The organism is Ferruginivarius sediminum, from assembly GCF_003344765.1.
Lineage (GTDB): Bacteria > Pseudomonadota > Alphaproteobacteria > Kiloniellales > Rhodovibrionaceae > Ferruginivarius > Ferruginivarius sediminum.
Genome location: NZ_QPMH01000002.1, coordinates 125,448 through 141,235, shown reverse-complemented (window position 1 = coordinate 141,235; position 15,788 = coordinate 125,448). Strand labels below are relative to the sequence as shown.

Annotated in this window: 17 protein-coding genes; 15 read left to right on the top strand and 2 right to left on the bottom strand. The window is 66.6% G+C overall.

Annotated elements, in window-relative coordinates:
* The first annotated feature begins 161 nt into the window (after nucleotides 1-161).
* The 4 genes from DRB17_RS02615 to DRB17_RS02600 all read left to right on the top strand — a co-directional run bounded on the left by DRB17_RS02615 (nucleotide 162) and on the right by DRB17_RS02600 (nucleotide 3,754).
* Nucleotides 162-1,073, top strand: a complete 912-nt coding sequence (locus tag DRB17_RS02615) for a sulfite exporter TauE/SafE family protein (RefSeq protein WP_114580610.1) — start codon at nucleotides 162-164, stop codon at nucleotides 1,071-1,073.
* Nucleotides 1,070-1,825, top strand: a complete 756-nt coding sequence (locus DRB17_RS02610) for a TIGR02186 family protein (RefSeq protein ID WP_114580609.1) — start codon at nucleotides 1,070-1,072, stop codon at nucleotides 1,823-1,825. Before DRB17_RS02615 ends, DRB17_RS02610 begins: the two co-directional genes overlap by 4 nt.
* Before the next feature lie 10 nt (nucleotides 1,826-1,835).
* Nucleotides 1,836-2,348, top strand: a complete 513-nt coding sequence (locus tag DRB17_RS02605; RefSeq protein WP_114580608.1) for a universal stress protein — start codon at nucleotides 1,836-1,838, stop codon at nucleotides 2,346-2,348.
* 314 nt (nucleotides 2,349-2,662) lie between these two features.
* Nucleotides 2,663-3,754: a glucosaminidase domain-containing protein gene (locus DRB17_RS02600; RefSeq protein WP_161958671.1), complete on the top strand. Its 1,092-nt coding sequence runs from the start codon at nucleotides 2,663-2,665 to the stop codon at nucleotides 3,752-3,754.
* A 1-nt stretch (nucleotide 3,755) separates the two neighbouring features.
* Here DRB17_RS02600 and DRB17_RS02595 read toward each other — a convergent pair whose 3' ends face one another.
* Entirely contained in the window at nucleotides 3,756-4,766 is a 1,011-nt protein-coding gene (locus DRB17_RS02595; protein ID WP_241503720.1) for a polysaccharide deacetylase family protein, read from the bottom strand.
* 240 nt (nucleotides 4,767-5,006) lie between these two features.
* On the opposite strand from DRB17_RS02595, the gene DRB17_RS02590 reads away from it, so the two are divergent.
* Complete coding sequence (locus DRB17_RS02590) at nucleotides 5,007-5,597, top strand: malonic semialdehyde reductase (RefSeq protein ID WP_114580605.1); 591 nt, start codon at nucleotides 5,007-5,009, stop codon at nucleotides 5,595-5,597.
* On the opposite strand, the gene ddpX is transcribed toward DRB17_RS02590, so the two are convergent.
* Nucleotides 5,594-6,169, bottom strand: coding sequence for a D-alanyl-D-alanine dipeptidase (gene ddpX / locus DRB17_RS02585; RefSeq protein ID WP_114580843.1), 576 nt, complete (start codon nucleotides 6,167-6,169; stop codon nucleotides 5,594-5,596). The two genes, DRB17_RS02590 and ddpX, sit on opposite strands and share 4 nt — an antisense overlap.
* Before the next feature lie 92 nt (nucleotides 6,170-6,261).
* Here ddpX and tsaB point away from each other — a divergent pair, with 92 nt between their 5' ends.
* From tsaB to lnt, 10 genes are all read left to right on the top strand, one after another.
* A complete protein-coding gene (gene tsaB, locus DRB17_RS02580) occupies nucleotides 6,262-6,957 on the top strand; it encodes a tRNA (adenosine(37)-N6)-threonylcarbamoyltransferase complex dimerization subunit type 1 TsaB (protein ID WP_114580604.1) in 696 nt (231 codons plus the stop codon).
* The gene (locus DRB17_RS02575) at nucleotides 6,957-7,445 is read left to right on the top strand and encodes a GNAT family N-acetyltransferase (RefSeq protein ID WP_114580603.1); all 489 of its coding nucleotides are present in this window, start codon (nucleotides 6,957-6,959) and stop codon (nucleotides 7,443-7,445) included. Before tsaB ends, DRB17_RS02575 begins: the two co-directional genes overlap by 1 nt.
* Before the next feature lie 188 nt (nucleotides 7,446-7,633).
* A complete protein-coding gene (locus tag DRB17_RS02570; RefSeq protein ID WP_114580602.1) occupies nucleotides 7,634-8,047 on the top strand; it encodes a Ros/MucR family transcriptional regulator in 414 nt (137 codons plus the stop codon).
* Nucleotides 8,048-8,222: 175 nt separating this feature from the next.
* Entirely contained in the window at nucleotides 8,223-9,050 is an 828-nt protein-coding gene (locus DRB17_RS02565; protein WP_114580601.1) for a GNAT family N-acetyltransferase, read from the top strand.
* Nucleotides 9,051-9,059: 9 nt separating this feature from the next.
* Nucleotides 9,060-9,887, top strand: coding sequence for a lysophospholipid acyltransferase family protein (locus tag DRB17_RS02560; protein WP_114580600.1), 828 nt, complete (start codon nucleotides 9,060-9,062; stop codon nucleotides 9,885-9,887).
* A 115-nt stretch (nucleotides 9,888-10,002) separates the two neighbouring features.
* Nucleotides 10,003-11,409 (top strand): tRNA (N6-isopentenyl adenosine(37)-C2)-methylthiotransferase MiaB, encoded by a 1,407-nt coding sequence (gene miaB, locus DRB17_RS02555; protein ID WP_206607767.1) that lies wholly within the window; start codon nucleotides 10,003-10,005, stop codon nucleotides 11,407-11,409.
* Complete coding sequence (locus tag DRB17_RS02550) at nucleotides 11,406-12,422, top strand: PhoH family protein (protein WP_193725718.1); 1,017 nt, start codon at nucleotides 11,406-11,408, stop codon at nucleotides 12,420-12,422. The genes miaB and DRB17_RS02550 overlap by 4 nt, the downstream gene beginning before the upstream one ends.
* 54 nt (nucleotides 12,423-12,476) lie before the next feature.
* A complete protein-coding gene (gene ybeY / locus DRB17_RS02545; RefSeq protein WP_114580598.1) occupies nucleotides 12,477-13,013 on the top strand; it encodes an rRNA maturation RNase YbeY in 537 nt (178 codons plus the stop codon).
* Entirely contained in the window at nucleotides 13,010-13,996 is a 987-nt protein-coding gene (locus DRB17_RS02540; RefSeq protein ID WP_421778319.1) for a hemolysin family protein, read from the top strand. Before ybeY ends, DRB17_RS02540 begins: the two co-directional genes overlap by 4 nt.
* On the top strand, nucleotides 13,989-15,596 hold the full coding sequence (gene lnt / locus DRB17_RS02535) for an apolipoprotein N-acyltransferase (protein WP_114580597.1): 1,608 nt from the start codon (nucleotides 13,989-13,991) through the stop codon (nucleotides 15,594-15,596). The genes DRB17_RS02540 and lnt overlap by 8 nt, the downstream gene beginning before the upstream one ends.
* The last annotated feature ends 192 nt before the right edge of the window (nucleotides 15,597-15,788 follow it).

The window sequence follows — 15,788 nt, the reverse complement described above, 5'->3', positions numbered from 1 at the left end:
GCGTAATTCACGGCGGACGCCGGGTATTTCCTTTGCTTGCGGGACGACAAGGCATTACAGTCCGGATTTGAGCCGTCACGGACTTGGCGGTTCATGAATTAGCACGTCCGGGCGCGTCTGGCGCCCCGCAACCCAATCCGTCGCGGTCCGAACGACCCGTAATGCAGATTTACCTGCCGATCGCCGAGCTGTCGCTGGATGTTTTCCTGCTGCTCGGACTAGGTGGTCTGATCGGTTTTCTCTCCGGGGTCTTCGGTGTCGGCGGCGGGTTCCTGATGACGCCGCTGCTGATCTTCATCGGCGTACCGCCGCCCGTCGCCGTGGCGACGCAGGCCAACAACGTCGTCGCATCGTCGATCTCAGGCGTCCTGGGGCACTTCCGGCGCGGCAACGTCGACGTGAAAATGGGCATTGTACTGCTGGTTGGCGGCCTCATCGGCTCCACCGCTGGTGTCAGCCTGTTCAAGCTGCTGCGCGACCTGGGCCAGATCGACCTGGTCATCAACTTGTCCTACGTGCTGTTCCTGGGTGTCATCGGCCTTTTGATGACGTGGGAGGGCATTCGCGCCCTGGTGCGCCGACGCCGCCACACGCCGAGGCGGAAGCTGCATCAGCACACCTGGGTGCACGGCTGGCCGCTGAAGATGCGGTTCCGCAAGTCGCGGCTCTATATTTCCGCCCTGCTGCCGCTCGGCCTGGGATTCGCCATCGGCGTGCTCTCGGCGATCATGGGCGTGGGCGGCGGCTTCATCCTGGTGCCGGCGATGATATACCTGCTGGGGATGCCGACGGCCGTGGTGATCGGCACCTCCCTGTTCCAGATCATCTTCGTCGCCGCCAACGTGACGCTGCTGCAGGCGATCCAGAACCAGACGGTCGATATAGTCCTGGCGTTGCTGCTGCTGCTGGGCGGCGTGATCGGCGCGCAGTACGGCAGCCGCGTCGCCTCCCGCCTGCCGGGGGATACGCTGCGTATCCTGCTTGGCGTGATCGTCCTCGTCACCTGCGGACGGTTGCTGTTCGAACTCGTCAGCGTCCCGGTCGATCTCTATTCCATCGGGGTGACGAAATGACGCCGGGCCGCCGACTGTTGCATGCATTCCTGCTTGCCGCGGCTCTCTGCCTTGCGGGCGGGCAGGCGCGCGCCGCGGAGCTTGTCGCCGATCTGTCGAACCATCTGGTGGCGATCACGACGGGGTTCGCCGGCACCGACGTGCTGCTGTTCGGGGCAGTGGAACAACCGGGCGAGGTCGTGGTGATCGTGCGCGGCCCGAACGTGCCGATCCGGATGCACCGGAAGTCGCGGATCGCGGGCATCTGGATGAACACCGCGACGATGTCCTTCGATTCAGCACCCAGTTTCTATGCCGTCAACGCAAGCGCGCCGCTGGACAAAGTTGCCCGCCCGGCCGTGCGCGAGCGTCACGCGATGGGGCTGGAAAACCTCGATATCCCGCTGCCGCGCGCGAAGGCCTCGCCCAACATCGCTCAGGAATGGCGCGATGCTCTCGTTCGGGCGAAGGCTCGCAAGGGTCACTATGCCCGCGCGGTGGGCAGCGTCACCTTCCTCGGCGCCCGGCTTTTCCGCTCGAACGTGTTCTTCCCGGCGAACGTGCCGACCGGAAGCTACACCGTGGAGGTCTACCTGCTGCGCGAGGGGCAAGTCGTCAGTGCCCAAACCACACCGCTGATCGTCAGCAAGGTCGGCGTGGAGGCGGAACTGTTTGATTTCGCGTACGAATACTCTGCAACTTATGGCGCCGTTGCGATTCTCATCGCCCTGGTGGCAGGATGGTTGGCCCATACCCTGTTCCGGAAGGCGTGACCTCCCCTATATGAGCGAAGCCGAACGAGAACCCGCCGACAACGGCGAACCGCCACGAAAGACCAACCGCGTTTTCCTCGTCATCGTCGACGAAACCGAGGAAATGCTGGTCGCCCTGCGTTTCGCCTGCGGGCGGGCTAGGCATACCGGGGGCCGTGTCGCGCTGCTTTACGTGATGGAGCCGAACGACTTCCAGCACTGGATGGGCGTCGGCGACCTGATGCGGGAGGAAGCGCGCACCAACGCTGAGAAGCTGCTGCAGCGCCATGCCGCCCGCGTGCAGGAGTGGTCTGGCGCAATGCCGATCCTCTACCTGCGGGAGGGCTCGCAGCGCGACGCGTTGTTGGACCTGATCGAGGAGGAGCCCGAGATTTCCATCCTCGTCCTCGGTGCGCACCCGGGCCAGGGCGGTCCCGGCCCGCTGGTCTCGGCACTGACCGGCAAGCTGATGGACAAGCTGCGGATTCCGATTACCGTCGTTCCCGGCAATCTCTCGCAAGAGGACGTGGACGCGATTTCGTGAGGATTGCAGCCTAGCCATACGCGGAAATGTTTCGGATTTGAAACAAATTCCGCTGGCAGCCCGACCGCCACCTCTTAACCCGTTGAATAAAAGAAAAAATTTTTGCTGCTCCAGCTTGCCGGCCGTCTCCGCCCGCAGGCATCCTGCTTGCAATTTTGCTCCGGTTCACCCAACCTCAATTTAAACAATGGGCATCGGGGTGCGCGTCAGGCGCGTCGTCAGAAGGCCCGAACCAACGAATGGGCGTCCTTCAAGGGGCGCTACGGGGCAGTTTGTCCGCCCACGCAGACACTCCTCGAGGGGGAGCGTGGCAGATGCAGAACGTTATCGCCCTTGTGGCCGGCGAGCGCCACGAGAGGCCAAAGGTATTGGTATCCCTGCTCGCCGCCGGCGCACTTGCGGCCATGGTCCTTGCAGGCGGGCCGGGCTATTGGCCGGAGCCCAAGGAGGCGCCGAGCGTCGCCAAGCTGATCCGTGTGGAGAAGGTGGCGCTGCGCGAGCGGCTGCCTCGGCGGGACATCTATGGCCGCTATCGCCCGACGGCGGCGATGGTGCGCATCCCCGACAGCGCAGCGCGGGTGAACGCCTATTTCGCGGCGATGAACTACCACCTGCCGCACATCCGTGAAGGCGGCGACAAGGTTCCCCGCGTCTACCTCAGCGAACTTCCCTCCGGCATCAAGGCGCTGGCGCCGGCGAAGCACCGGAAGGCGCTTTTCATCCGCACCGTGCTGCCGCTGGTATTAAAGGCGAACGAAGACATCATGGCCACGCGCCGGCGCATCCTGGTGCTGGGGGAAACGCGTGAACGGCACGGCAAGCTGTCGGACAGCGACCGGGAGTGGTTGCTGGGTGTGGCGGCGCGCTATCAGGGTCATGTCGAGACGCTGGACGATATCGACATGGACGACCTCTTGCGCCGTGTCGACGTTGTGCCGCCCAGCCTTGCCGTCACCCAGTCCATTCTCGAAAGCGGCTGGGGCACGTCGCGGTTCGCGCGCAAGGGCAATGCCCTTTTCGGGCAGCGTACGTGGAACGACGATGCGCCGGGCCTGAAGCCGCAGGAGGCCGATGGCTTCAAGGTCCGCGCCTTCGAAACACTCGGCGCCTCGGTCCGGGCCTACGTGCATAACCTGAACACCTCAAAGGCATACAAGGCGTTACGTGCCAGACGGGCCAGGATGCGCGCGCGCGGCGAGGTCATCGACGGCTTCCACCTGGCGGGCACGCTGCAGCACTATTCCGAGGAAGGGTGGGACTACGTCGACAAGCTACGCGGCCTGATGGCGCACAACGGCTTGCGTGCCCTCGACCGTTCGGGGCTGCGTCCCTCCATCATCGCCCAACGAGTCGTGCCGGACCCGGCGGCGCGCAAGATCCGCGTCGCGCTGCAAGGCGTCGAATAGGCTACTCCCCGACGACGTAGAACTGCCGGCCGAACCAGCGCCAGCGCCCGTCCGGCCCTGGCATGGTGCAGTTGACGCGGGCTCGTCCATTCGGCAGCGGCTCTTTCAGGCGCACCTCGACCCGCTTGCCGATCGTCTTCGCCTCGACCCGGCCCTGGCCACTGGCGAAGCAGTTGAGGCCGTCGACGCTGTCCACGGCATCCAGCACCGTGAAGCCATAGAGCGGCGGATTCCCGTCGGGGCCCAGCACGTTCTCCCGCGGCGTGACGTCGGCCACGGGAAGCGGCAGGGCGTTGACCGCCAGACGGAAGCGCTCCATCCCGCCATAGTGCTCGTTCAGCGCGAAGCGCGGCAGGGTGAAGCGGTCGCCGGTGCCCGCAATGGCCCCGGAATGCTGGCCGAAAGCCGCCGCGAAGCCCGCCGCCTTCACGATGTCCCTGACCTCGGTCGAATACTCGCCGTAGGGATAGGCGAATAACGCGGGCGCGCGACCCAGCTCTTCACGGAAACGCTGCTGGCTTGCGCGCACTTCCTCCCGGTTGCTTTCCGCGGAGTTGTCGGCCATGTGCGCGTGGCTGTGGGTATGGTTGCCGATCGTGACCAGTTCCGAGCGCTGCAACTCGCGAAGCTGGTCCCAGCTCATGTAATCGCCGAGGCCACGGTCCAGCGGTTTCGTGGCGGCGAAGAGGGTGAAGGGAAGGCCCGCCTCCTTCAGGCGCGGCCATGCCTCGCGGTACACCGACATGTAGGCGTCGTCGATGGATATCCCGACCGCACGTTCCGGCAGCGGCTTGTCATGGCGCAGCTTCTCGACGATCTCGGCCAGCGGCAGGACCGTGTATTTTTCCTTCCGCAGTTCGCGGATGTGCGCCTCGAACTGCTCCAGCGCGATGTTCGTGCTGGGAAAGCGGTCGTCGCCGAAGCGATGATACATGATGACGACGGCGCCATTGTCCGCCGCGGGTGCCGCCAGCGCCGGCACGGGAACCGCCCAGCAGGCGAACGCCAGCATAAGCGCGGCCGCCCTAACCGCGACACGATTCATGGAGAGCAAACCCGACCCCTTTACTTTGGTTGCGCGAGCGGCGCGGCGACACGCCCCCTTTCCGCCTCGCCCTGCGACCGCGCAGCGGCATAGCGTAGCCGCTCGCCCGGCAATGCCTCAAGGGGACTTGCCGCGAACCGCCTTGCAGGCCACAGTCCCGCCAGCACGCAGGTGACGACAAGGACCGCAAGGGGGTAGCAAGGCGTCATGGAAAAGATGCTGTCGGATGAAGGCATGGACCTCATCTTCCGCGAAGCGCGGACCCACAGGTACTGGCAGGACAAGCCCGTCAGCGACGTTCTGCTGCAAGCCATCTGGGATCTGGCGAAGATGGGGCCGACAAGCGCCAACTGCAGCCCGATGCGCGTGGTCTTCGTAACCTCGCCGGAAGCGAAGGAGAAGCTGAAGCCGGCGCTGATGGAGGGTAACGTCGAGAAGACGATGACGGCGCCGGCCACTGCCATCGTCGCCTACGACCTGGAGTTCCACGAAAAGCTGCCGGAGCTTTACAGCCAGGCCGACGCGCGCTCCTGGTTCGCCGGCAAGCCGAAGTTCATCGAGACGACGGCCTTCCGCAACGGCAGCCTGCAGGGCGCCTACCTCATCATTGCCGCGCGGGCCTTGGGACTGGACTGCGGGCCGATGTCCGGCTTCGACAACGCCAAGGTCGACGAGGCGTTCTTTCCGAAAGGAAAGTGGAAATCCAACTTCCTGTGCAACATCGGCTACGGCGAGCCGGACAAGCTGCCGCCGCGCGACAAGCGGCTGTCGTTCGACGAGGCGTGCCGGATCGTCTAAACCGAGGTGACGGCGGCCCTTGCCATCATCGGTTCCGGCAGAGCCTTATCGGAGATCAGCGGCAGGCGCCGCGCATTGAAAAGCTGGTAATGCCACCACTCGTTCCTGAAGTTGTCCCAGCCGGCTGCGGTCATGATACCCAGCAGGACAGCGCGGTTGCGCTGCGCGACTTCGGGGATGTCGGTGCGGGCATGGTGCGCCTGCGGCGTGAAGGCATCGAAGCCGGTGCCCATCTCCAACTCGCGGCCGGCGGCATCGATCAGCGTCAGGTCCACCGCCGCGCCGCGCGAATGGGGCGAGCCGCGGCGCGGATCGGCCACGAACTCGTCCGAGGGATAGCAGTGCCACAGCCGCCACTGCGCTTCCGTCGGCCGGAAGGCGTCGAACAGCTTGAAGCGATAGCCCAGCGGCCGCGCCAGCTCTATCGCGCGGCGCAGCAACCCGGCCGCCTCCTCGTGCAGATAAGCGGCGGCGCGGCCGTAGATCGGCGCGCCGGTAACGTTGTCGGGCGTGGCATAACGCAGGTCGAGCACCACATCGTAGTCTGGCGGCGCAATCGGCACGAGCGGCATCGGACCTCCTTCAAGCGAATCGTATTCGAACGGGTACATACCTTGACCTACCACGTCACGAATCCCGGCCATAGGGCACGAAGGGCCTGACCATGGCCGAAGAGCGCACATTGCTTGCCTTCGATGCCGCCGGCGGCGGCTGCTCGGCGGCTGTCCGCGTCCGCGGCGCCACGGTGGCGAGCCGCAGCGAGGCGATGCGCCGGGGTCAGGCCGAACGGCTGGTGCCGATGCTGCAGGAGGTCATGGCCGAGGCCGGAATCTCATACGCTGGCCTCGACGCCGTTGCCGTCACGGTGGGGCCCGGCGGCTTCACGGGGGTGCGCATCGGTCTGGCGACGGCGCGCGGGCTGGCGCTCGCACGCAACCTGCCGATCATCGGCGTGACCGGCTTCGAGGCCTTCGCCGCCGCGGTTCCCCCTCACGGGAATGACGATCGCGCGCTTCTGGTCGCCATCGACGGCAAGCGCAGCGACATCTATGCCCAGGCCTTCGCACCCGATGGCGCGGCCCTGTCGGAACCGGCCGCGCTGCTGCCGGAAGCCCTCGATGGCTGGCTGCCGCCGGGACCGCTGCTGCTGGCGGGGGACGGCGCGGGCCAAGCCCAGCCGGCGCTGCGGGCGGCGGGCCGCGATACGGTTCTCGCCGATGCCCCCGCGCGAATCGATGCCGCCGTCGTGGCGCGGATTGCCGCTTCGCGCCCGCTTCCACAGGTGCAGACGCCGCCGCGTCCGCTCTACCTCAGACCGCCTGACGTGACGCCGCCTCGCGGTGCCGAGGCGGCACGCTGATGCGAAAGCCCAGCAGCGATGCGCGGATCCTGACGGCGGGAGCCCTCGACGCCCCGGTGATCGCCGCTCTCCAGAACGACGTCTTCAGGGACGAGCCCTGGCCGGCTTCCGACATCGCGAACCTTGTCCAGGGCCCCGGCGCCCTGGCCCTTCTGGCGGCCGGCAGGGCCTACGGAGAGGTCATGCCGGTCGGCTACCTCCTGGCACGCCTTGCCGCCGACGAGGCCGAGATCCTGTCGCTCGGCGTGCTTGCCGACGCCCGCCGCCAGGGGCTGGGCGCCCGGTTGCTGGCGGAATTCCTTGCCAAGGCGCAGACGCGCGGCGCCGGCCGCGCCTACCTGGAAGTGGCCGCCGACAACGCCGCCGCCATCGCACTGTACCGGGATGCCGGATTCGAAGAGGTGGGCCGGCGCGCGGGCTACTACACAAGCCGGGGGCCGGCGCCCGTGGACGCGCTCGTGCTTTCCCGCGACCTGTCATTCGCCTAGCGGGGCCCGCAACGGCGAAATTCCCGAGCAGCTCTCACCTGTCGCGAACGTTATAAGTTTTTATTGAGTGTTAACCTTGTTGTGACGCATATCGCGAACAAATTGCCAAGAAACGTATCTTTTTTGTTGCCCGGGTTTCCCGATATTTTTATATACGGCGCAGATAGCCACCAACATTGGGAAAGTCCATGTCGGAGCAAGCGAAGTCCAACGAAATTCTGAATCTCACGACCAACATCGTCTCTGCGCACGTGTCAAACAACTCCGTGGCCGTGAACGACCTGCCGAAGCTGATTCGCGATGTCTATCAGTCGCTGAGTCAGGTTGAACAGGGCGGTCAGGCGCAGCAGGAGCGTCCAACACCCGCGGTGCCGATCAAGAAATCTGTGACGCCCGACTACATTGTCTGTCTTGAGGATGGCAAGAAGCTCAAGATGCTTAAGCGCCATCTGAAGACGGCGTACGACATGACGCCCGACGAGTACCGCGAGAAGTGGGGCCTGCCCGCGGACTATCCCATGGTGGCGCCCAACTACGCCAAGCAGCGCAGCCGGCTGGCCAAGGAGATCGGTCTGGGCACCCGCGCGCGCAAGGGCGACTGACAGCACGTTCCCCGTGCCCGTTTTTTGCGGAAAAACCGCGCCGTCCGTCATAGGCGGACGGCGCGTTTTCCGTTACACTCCGCCCGACCGGCGACGCGGGGCGGCGAGGCCGGCGCTCGGTGTCAGATCCGCTAACTCTGTAAGCTCGCCCGCCGCACGACGGGAGACGGCACGTATGGAGGCAAGGCAGCACGGAAGCGAGACCCGTCCGATGGACGCCGTCTCGGGCAACCTGCACATCCGCCTGGCGGAGAGCGAGGCCGAGGTTTTCGCCTCCGAGCGTCTGCGCTACCAGGTCTTCGTCGAGGAGATGAAGGCCAAGCCGACGCCCGAACAGCAGGCGGCGGGGCGGGAATTCGACCTTTACGACGACTACGCCGACCACCTTCTGGTGTTCGACCGCAACCTGGGTGACGGCCCGGAGGCGGTGATCGGCACCTACCGCCTGATGCGCCGCGACCAGGCCGGTCGGGCCGGCCAGTTCTACACGGCCGACGAATACGACATCGGCGCCCTTCTCGCCTATGACGGCGAGATCATGGAGCTGGGGCGTTCATGCGTCGCGAGCGGCTATCGCACCGGCAGCACGATGCAGATCCTCTGGCGCGGCATTGCGGAGTACGTGCTGCACTTCGACGTCAAGGTCATGTTCGGTTGCGGGTCGATGCACGGCACCGACCCCGATTCGCTGGCCGAGCAGCTTGCCTACCTGCATCACTATCACCTGGCGCCGCCGGCCCTGCGCCCGGTCGCGCTGGAATCGCGGTACGTCGACATGAACCGCCTGCCGCCGGACGGCTTTCATCCGCGCCGGGCGCTGGCAAAGCTGCCGCCGCTCCTCAAGGGTTATCTGCGCCTTGGCGGTTTTGTGGGCGATGGCGCGGTCGTGGACCACGAATTCAACACCACCGACGTCTGCGTGGTGGTGAAGACCGAACTCGTGACCGAGCGATATGTCCGCCACCTGACCCGCGAGGACCAGCCGGGACGGCCGGAAGGCTAGCGCGATACCATGGCTCAGGTTTCCTTCGCCTCTCCAAGCCGTGCGTTCGCCCGGTTGTTGCAGTATGTCGCCTTCACGCTGTGCCTGATCCCGGTGCAGGCGGTCTGCCTGCTGATCCGCGCACCGCTGGCGAAGACGCTGCCGCAATGGTACCACCGGCAATGCGCCCGCCTGCTGGGACTATCGATTGAGACGCACGGCGCGCCGACGGGGAACAAGCCGGCGCTGTTCGCCTGCAACCACGTCTCCTATCTCGACATCACCGTCCTGGGCGCGCTTTTGCCGGCGTCCTTCGTCGCCAAGGCGGAAGTCGCGAGATGGCCTTTCTTCGGCCTGCTGGCAAAGTTGCAGCGGACCGTCTTTGTCGAGCGCAACGCACGGCGCGCGGTGGACCAGCGCGACGAGATGACCCGTCGCCTGGAGGCGGGCGACCGCCTGATCCTGTTTCCCGAGGGCACCAGCAGCGACGGCAACCGCGTGCTGCCGTTCAAGAGCGCGCTGTTCTCCGTTGCCGAGAAGCGGCCGCACGGAGAGCCGCTGACGGTGCAGCCCGTCTCCATCGCCTATACGAAGCTGGACGGTCTGGCGATGGGCCGTTACCTGCGCCCGTTCGTGGCTTGGTATGGCGATATGGATCTGGCCTCCCATATCTGGACGGCGACCGGACTGGGAACGATCGGCGTCGAGGTCACTTTCCACGAGCCGGTGACTATCGACCGCTTCAATTCCCGCAAGGCGCTGGGCGATCATTGCCAGTGCGAGGTGGCGCGCGGTGTGTCCGAGGCTTTGGCCGGGCGCAGCGTGCATCAGGAGGACGCGCACCGCCCGGCGGCGTGACGCGACGAATGCGATGAGCCCCCGCGCGTGCGATTCGCACGAGGAGCGGGACAATGATAGTTTGAAACCCGAAACGTGGTTTAATACGGCACAGCGAACGGACACGACGACGGCCTTGAAGAAGAAGCTCTACATCAAGACCTACGGCTGCCAGATGAACATGTACGATTCCGCCCGCATGGCGGACGTGCTGGCGCCGCTCGGCTACGCACCGTCGGATTCGCCCGAGGGTGCGGACATGATCATCCTGAACACCTGCCACATCCGCGAGAAGGCCGCCGAGAAGGTCTATTCCGAGCTGGGACGGCTGCGCGAGGTGCAGGCCGGCAAGGCCGAAACCGGCGGCCGGACTCTTATCGCCGTGGCGGGCTGCGTGGCGCAGGCGGAGGGCGAGGAGATGCTTCGCCGGGCGCCGCAGGTGGACCTGGTGGTCGGACCGCAGACCTATCACCGCCTGCCCGAACTGGTCGCACGCGCCGAGCGTGCCGGGCCGGGGCGCGGCATCCTGGATACCGATTTCCCGGAAGAGGACAAGTTCGACCGCCTGCCGGAGGAGTCCCGGCCGCAGGGCCCCGCCGCGTTCCTGTCGATCCAGGAGGGCTGCGACAAGTTCTGCACCTTCTGTGTCGTCCCTTACACGCGCGGCGCCGAGTACTCCCGCCCGGCGGCCGATGTCCTGGCCGAGGCGCGCCGGCTGGTGGCGCAGGGCACGCGCGAGATCACGCTGCTGGGCCAGAACGTCAACGCCTACCACGGCGAGGTGCCCGACGGGCGCGGCGACTGGGGACTGGGACGGCTGACGCGCGAGTTGGCTGAGATCGACGGGCTGGCGCGCATCCGCTACACGACGTCCCACCCGCGCGATGTCGACGACGAGCTGATCGCCGCGCACCGCGACGTCGATGCGTTGATGCCGTTCCTGCACCTGCCCGTGCAGTCGGGCTCGGACCGCATCCTGGAGGCAATGAACCGCCGCCATACCGCCGATACCTATCGCCGGATCGTGGATCGCCTGCGCGAGGCGCAGCCGAATCTCGCCATGGCCTCGGATTTCATCGTCGGCTTCCCCGGCGAGAGCGACGCGGACTTCGGCGAAACGTTGCGGCTGGTCGCCGACATCGGCTTTGCCCAGGCCTATTCCTTCAAGTACAGCCCGCGCCCGGGCACGCCGGCCTCGACGGTGGAGACGCAGGTGCCCGAGGAGGTGAAGAAAGAACGTCTGGCGGGCTTGCAGCAGCTTCTGGGCGAGCAGCAGCTTGCCTTCAATCATCGCACGGTCGGCCGCCGCCTGCCGGTTCTTCTGGACCGGCACGGCAAGAAGCCCGGCCAGCTTATCGGCCGCAGCCCCTATATGCAGTCGGTCCACGTCGATGCGCCGGCCCGTCTTCTCGGCCGGATCGTCGACGTCGACATCACCGAAGCCCTTCCGAACAGCTTGCACGGACGGGTCGCCACCGCCATCTGCGAGTCCGGAGCCGATTCGGCCATGGACAACCAGCACGTGGAGAGAGCCGCCATTTGAACCAGGTGTCGCATTACGGCGACCAGCAGCCGACGCTGTTGCAGTTCGACGACAACAGCCTGCTACCGCTGCTATTCGGTGAACACGATCAGCACCTCGCCAGGATCGAGCAGGATCTGTCGGTGTCCATCGCCACGCGCGGCAATCAGGTCGCGATTTCCGGTCCGCCGATGGCGGCCGAGGCCGCGCGCGATGCCCTGAACGCGCTTTACGAGCGATTGAAAAAGGGTATGCAGGTGGACAGCCACGAGGTCGATGCCGCGCTGCGCATGACCCGCGCGCCGGCGGAAACCGGCCACGAGGGCGCGCGCGCCGTGCACGCCGAGGACCTGGCGATCCGCACGCGCCGGCGCCACATATCCCCGCGGTCCCCGCGTCAGGCCGCCTACATCCAAGCGCTTCGCGATCACGAGCTGGTGTTCGGGCTGGGGCCGGCGGGCACCGGCAAGACCTATCTGGCCGTCGCCGTGGCGGTCGAGATGCTGATGAAGGGCCGGGTCGACCGCATCATTCTCTCGCGCCCGGCGGTGGAAGCCGGGGAGCGGCTGGGTTTCCTGCCCGGCGACCTGCGCGAGAAGGTGGACCCCTATCTGCGGCCGTTGCAGGATGCGCTATACGAAATGCTGCCGGGCGAGCAGATCATGAAGAACCTGTCCTCGGGCGAGATCGAGGTCGCGCCCCTGGCCTTCATGCGCGGGCGCACGCTGGCGAACTCGTTCGTCATCCTGGACGAGGCGCAGAACACGACGCCGGTGCAGATGAAGATGTTCCTGACCCGGCTGGGCGAGAACGGCCGCATGGCCGTCACCGGCGACCTGTCGCAAGTGGACCTGCCCAAGGGCGAGTTGTCCGGCCTGCGCGATGCCTGTGAGCTGCTGGCCGGGATGGAGGGCGTCTCCATGGTCCGTTTCACGGATAGTGACGTGGTGCGCCATCATCTGGTCACCAGGATCGTGCGGGCCTACGACGGCCGGGAAGCCAAGCGGCGCAAGGACGGCCACCATGACGGATAACTGGCAATTGCGACGAGGCCGCTGCCGGAAATGGCGGCATAACCGACGAAGCCGATGAGCGACGAACCACCAAGTACCCCCTTCCTTTGTGACCTGACGCACCTGGCCGGCGACTGGGAAACGAGCCTGCCGGGCGCATCCGACATCGCGGTGGCCGCCGTGGAAGCGGCCTATCCGTCGGTCCCGGCGGACCGGCGGCCGGCAGGACCGGCCGAGGTCAGTCTCGTGCTGGCCGACAACGCCACCGTGCGGGACCTCAACGCAACCTATCGCGGACAGGACAAGCCCACGAATGTGCTGTCCTTCGCGGCGCTGGAGGGCGAAACGGCGGAAGTGCCGGGCGCGCCCGCCGTGCTGGGCGACATCGTCCTGGCGCTGGAGACCGTTCTGGGCGAGGCCGAGGAGCAGGGCAAGCAGCCGGCCGACCACCTGCGCCACCTCTGCGTGCATGGGCTTCTGCACCTGCTGGGCTATGACCACCAGGACGACCGGGAAGCGGCCGAGATGGAGGGCCTGGAGGTCCGCGTCCTGGCCGGCATGGGCGTGGCCGACCCCTACGGCGGCGAGCGCGCCGCGGGAGACGCGGCATGAGCGAGGGATGGTCGACGCCGCGCACCGCCAACACGGCCGTGCGGGCCAACGGGAACGGCAAGGACAAGGCCACGAACGGTCGCCGTGGGGGTAACGGCCGGAACGGCGGCCTGGGCCACGCGCTGGCCAGCCTGATGAAGAGCCTGTGGAAACAAAAGGACTCCGACTCCTCGCTGCGCGAAACCATCGAGGAGATCATCGAGGAGAGCGAGCGCGAGGATCAGGAAGCCAGCCCCATCGGCACGCACGAGCGGGTGATGCTGGCGAACATCCTGCACCTGCGCCACCTGACCGCCTACGACGTCATGGTTCCCCGCGCCGATATCCGCGCCGTGCACGTGGACTCCAGCCTGGACGACCTGATCGCGGTGATGAGCCGCGGCGGCCATTCCCGCCTGCCCGTCTACCGCGAAAGCCTGGACGACGTGGTCGGGCTGGTGCACATCAAGGACGTGCTGGCGCACGCCAAGAGCAAGCGCGGCTTCACGTTGACGCGGATCACGCGCGAGGTGCTGTTCGTCGCGCCCTCCATGCCGGTGCTCGACCTCTTGCTGGAGATGCGGCTGTCGCGCGTGCACATGGCGCTGGTCGTGGACGAGTTCGGCGGCATCGACGGCCTGATCACCATCGAGGACCTTGTCGAGGAGATCGTCGGCGAGATCGAGGACGAGCACGACGTCGCGGAAAGCCCGAAGATCGTCGACCGGCCCGACGGCTCCCTCGTCGCCGACGCCCGGCTGCCGGTGGAAGAGTTCGAGGAGCGGGCCGGTGGCGTGCTGACCGACGAGGAGCGCGAGGAGGACATCGACACGCTGGGCGGCCTCGTCTTCTATCTGGCCGGGCGGGTCCCGGGCCGCGGCGAGCTGATCGTGCACGAGAGCGGCATCAGCTTCGAGGTGATGGAGGCCGACCCCCGGCGGGTGAAGCGCCTGCGCATCCGCAACCTGCCGCCCGCGCCGGCGGATTCCGACGCCGATGACTGAAGCCGCGGTTCCGCGCGGTTCCGACGCGCATCTGCAACGGATCGCCGAACGCCTCGCCGGGCTGGTCGGCTGGCGCCGGCTCGCGCTGGCGTGCGTGCTGGGCGCGCTCTCGGCCGCGGCCTTGCCGCCGGTTTACGCCGTACCGGTGCTGATACCCGCGTTCGCCGGACTGCTGTGGCAGCTTGAGGGCGTTCGTTCGCGTCGCGGCGCCTTCGTGCTCGGCTGGGCCTTTGGCCTGGGGCATTTTGCCGCCGGGCTGTACTGGGTCGGCATCGCCTTCTTCGTCGATGCGCCGACGTTCGGCTGGATGATGCCCTTCGCCGTGGCCGGGCTGGCCGGTGGCCTGGCGATTTTCACGGGGGTCGTGACGCTCGCGGCCTGGGCCGTGCCGTGGGGTGGCGTTTCACGTATCCTGGTCTTCGCCGCGGCGTGGAGTATCGCGGCGTGGGTGCGCGGACACATCCTTACCGGCTTTCCCTGGAACCTACTCGGCACGGCATGGAGCTTTTCCGATGCCGTCGTCCAGTCGACCGCCCTGTTCGGCATCTGGGCGCTTAGCCTGCTGACCGTTTTCGCCGCGACGGCACCTGCGGCGCTGGGGTTTTCCGGCAGCGTCTGGCGGCGCTGGGGGCCGGCGGCGGTGGCGGCCTTGCTTTTCGCAGGCCTGGCGACCGGCGGGATGCTCCGCCTCGCCAACGCGCCCGCCCCCGGCGACAACGACGTGCCGGGCGTGCGCCTGCGTCTGGTGCAAGCGAACGTGCCGCAGCAGATCAAATGGCAGCGCGACCAGCGCCTGGAAAACCTGAAGCGTCACCTGCGGATGAGCCGCAAGCCCGGCGATGGCATCACCCATATCATCTGGCCCGAGACGGCGGTGCCGTACTTCCTGTCGCGTCAGGGCGAGCTGGCGGAAATTCTGGGAAGCGTGGCCCCGCGTGGCGGCGCGCTGCTGACCGGCCTGCCGCGCATCGAGGAGGCGGGCGCGGCGGATGGCACCGGTGGGACCAACGGTAGGCGCGCTCTCTACAACTCGCTTTTCGCCATCGAACCGGAAGGCGGCGTGGCCGCCCTCTACGACAAGTTCCACCTCGTCCCGTTCGGCGAGTACGTACCATTCAGCGAATGGCTGCCGGTCGAGAAGCTGACGGCGGGGCGGACCGATTTCTCGGCAGGCCCCGGTCCGCGTACGCTGCGCGCGCCCGGCGTACCGCCGTTCTCCCCGCTGATCTGCTACGAGGCGATCTTTCCCGGCAACGTCCTGAATCCGAACGACCGTCCCTCATGGCTGCTCAACGTCACCAACGACGCCTGGTTCGGCAACAGCACCGGGCCATACCAGCACCTGGCCAGCGCGCGCCTGCGGGCCGTAGAGGAAGGCCTGCCGCTGGTCCGCGTCGCCAATACCGGTATCTCCGCCGTCATCGATGCTTACGGACGCATGCGCGGACGGCTCGATCTCCTGACGCAAGGCACGCTCGATACGCCCTTGCCTCGCGCGCTGGATCGCCTTACACCATACGCGCGCTATGGCGACGTTGTATTCGCCGGTCTGGTTTTCCTCACCCTGGCCGTCGCGGCCGCAGCAAGACGTCGCACGTAACACGCGTCGCAATGCACCAATGACGTGCGTCTATTTTCGTGTGTCCTGACCCATGTCAGTCAATCCGTTGATGTGCGCAAATTCCGTAAACGAAGAAAATCACTTCCGTTACGGGAATCGGGGCTTGACCACATATTGTCGTATGCCTACAAGGAAGGTGCTCAACGAATGCGCGCACAACGCGGAGTGGAG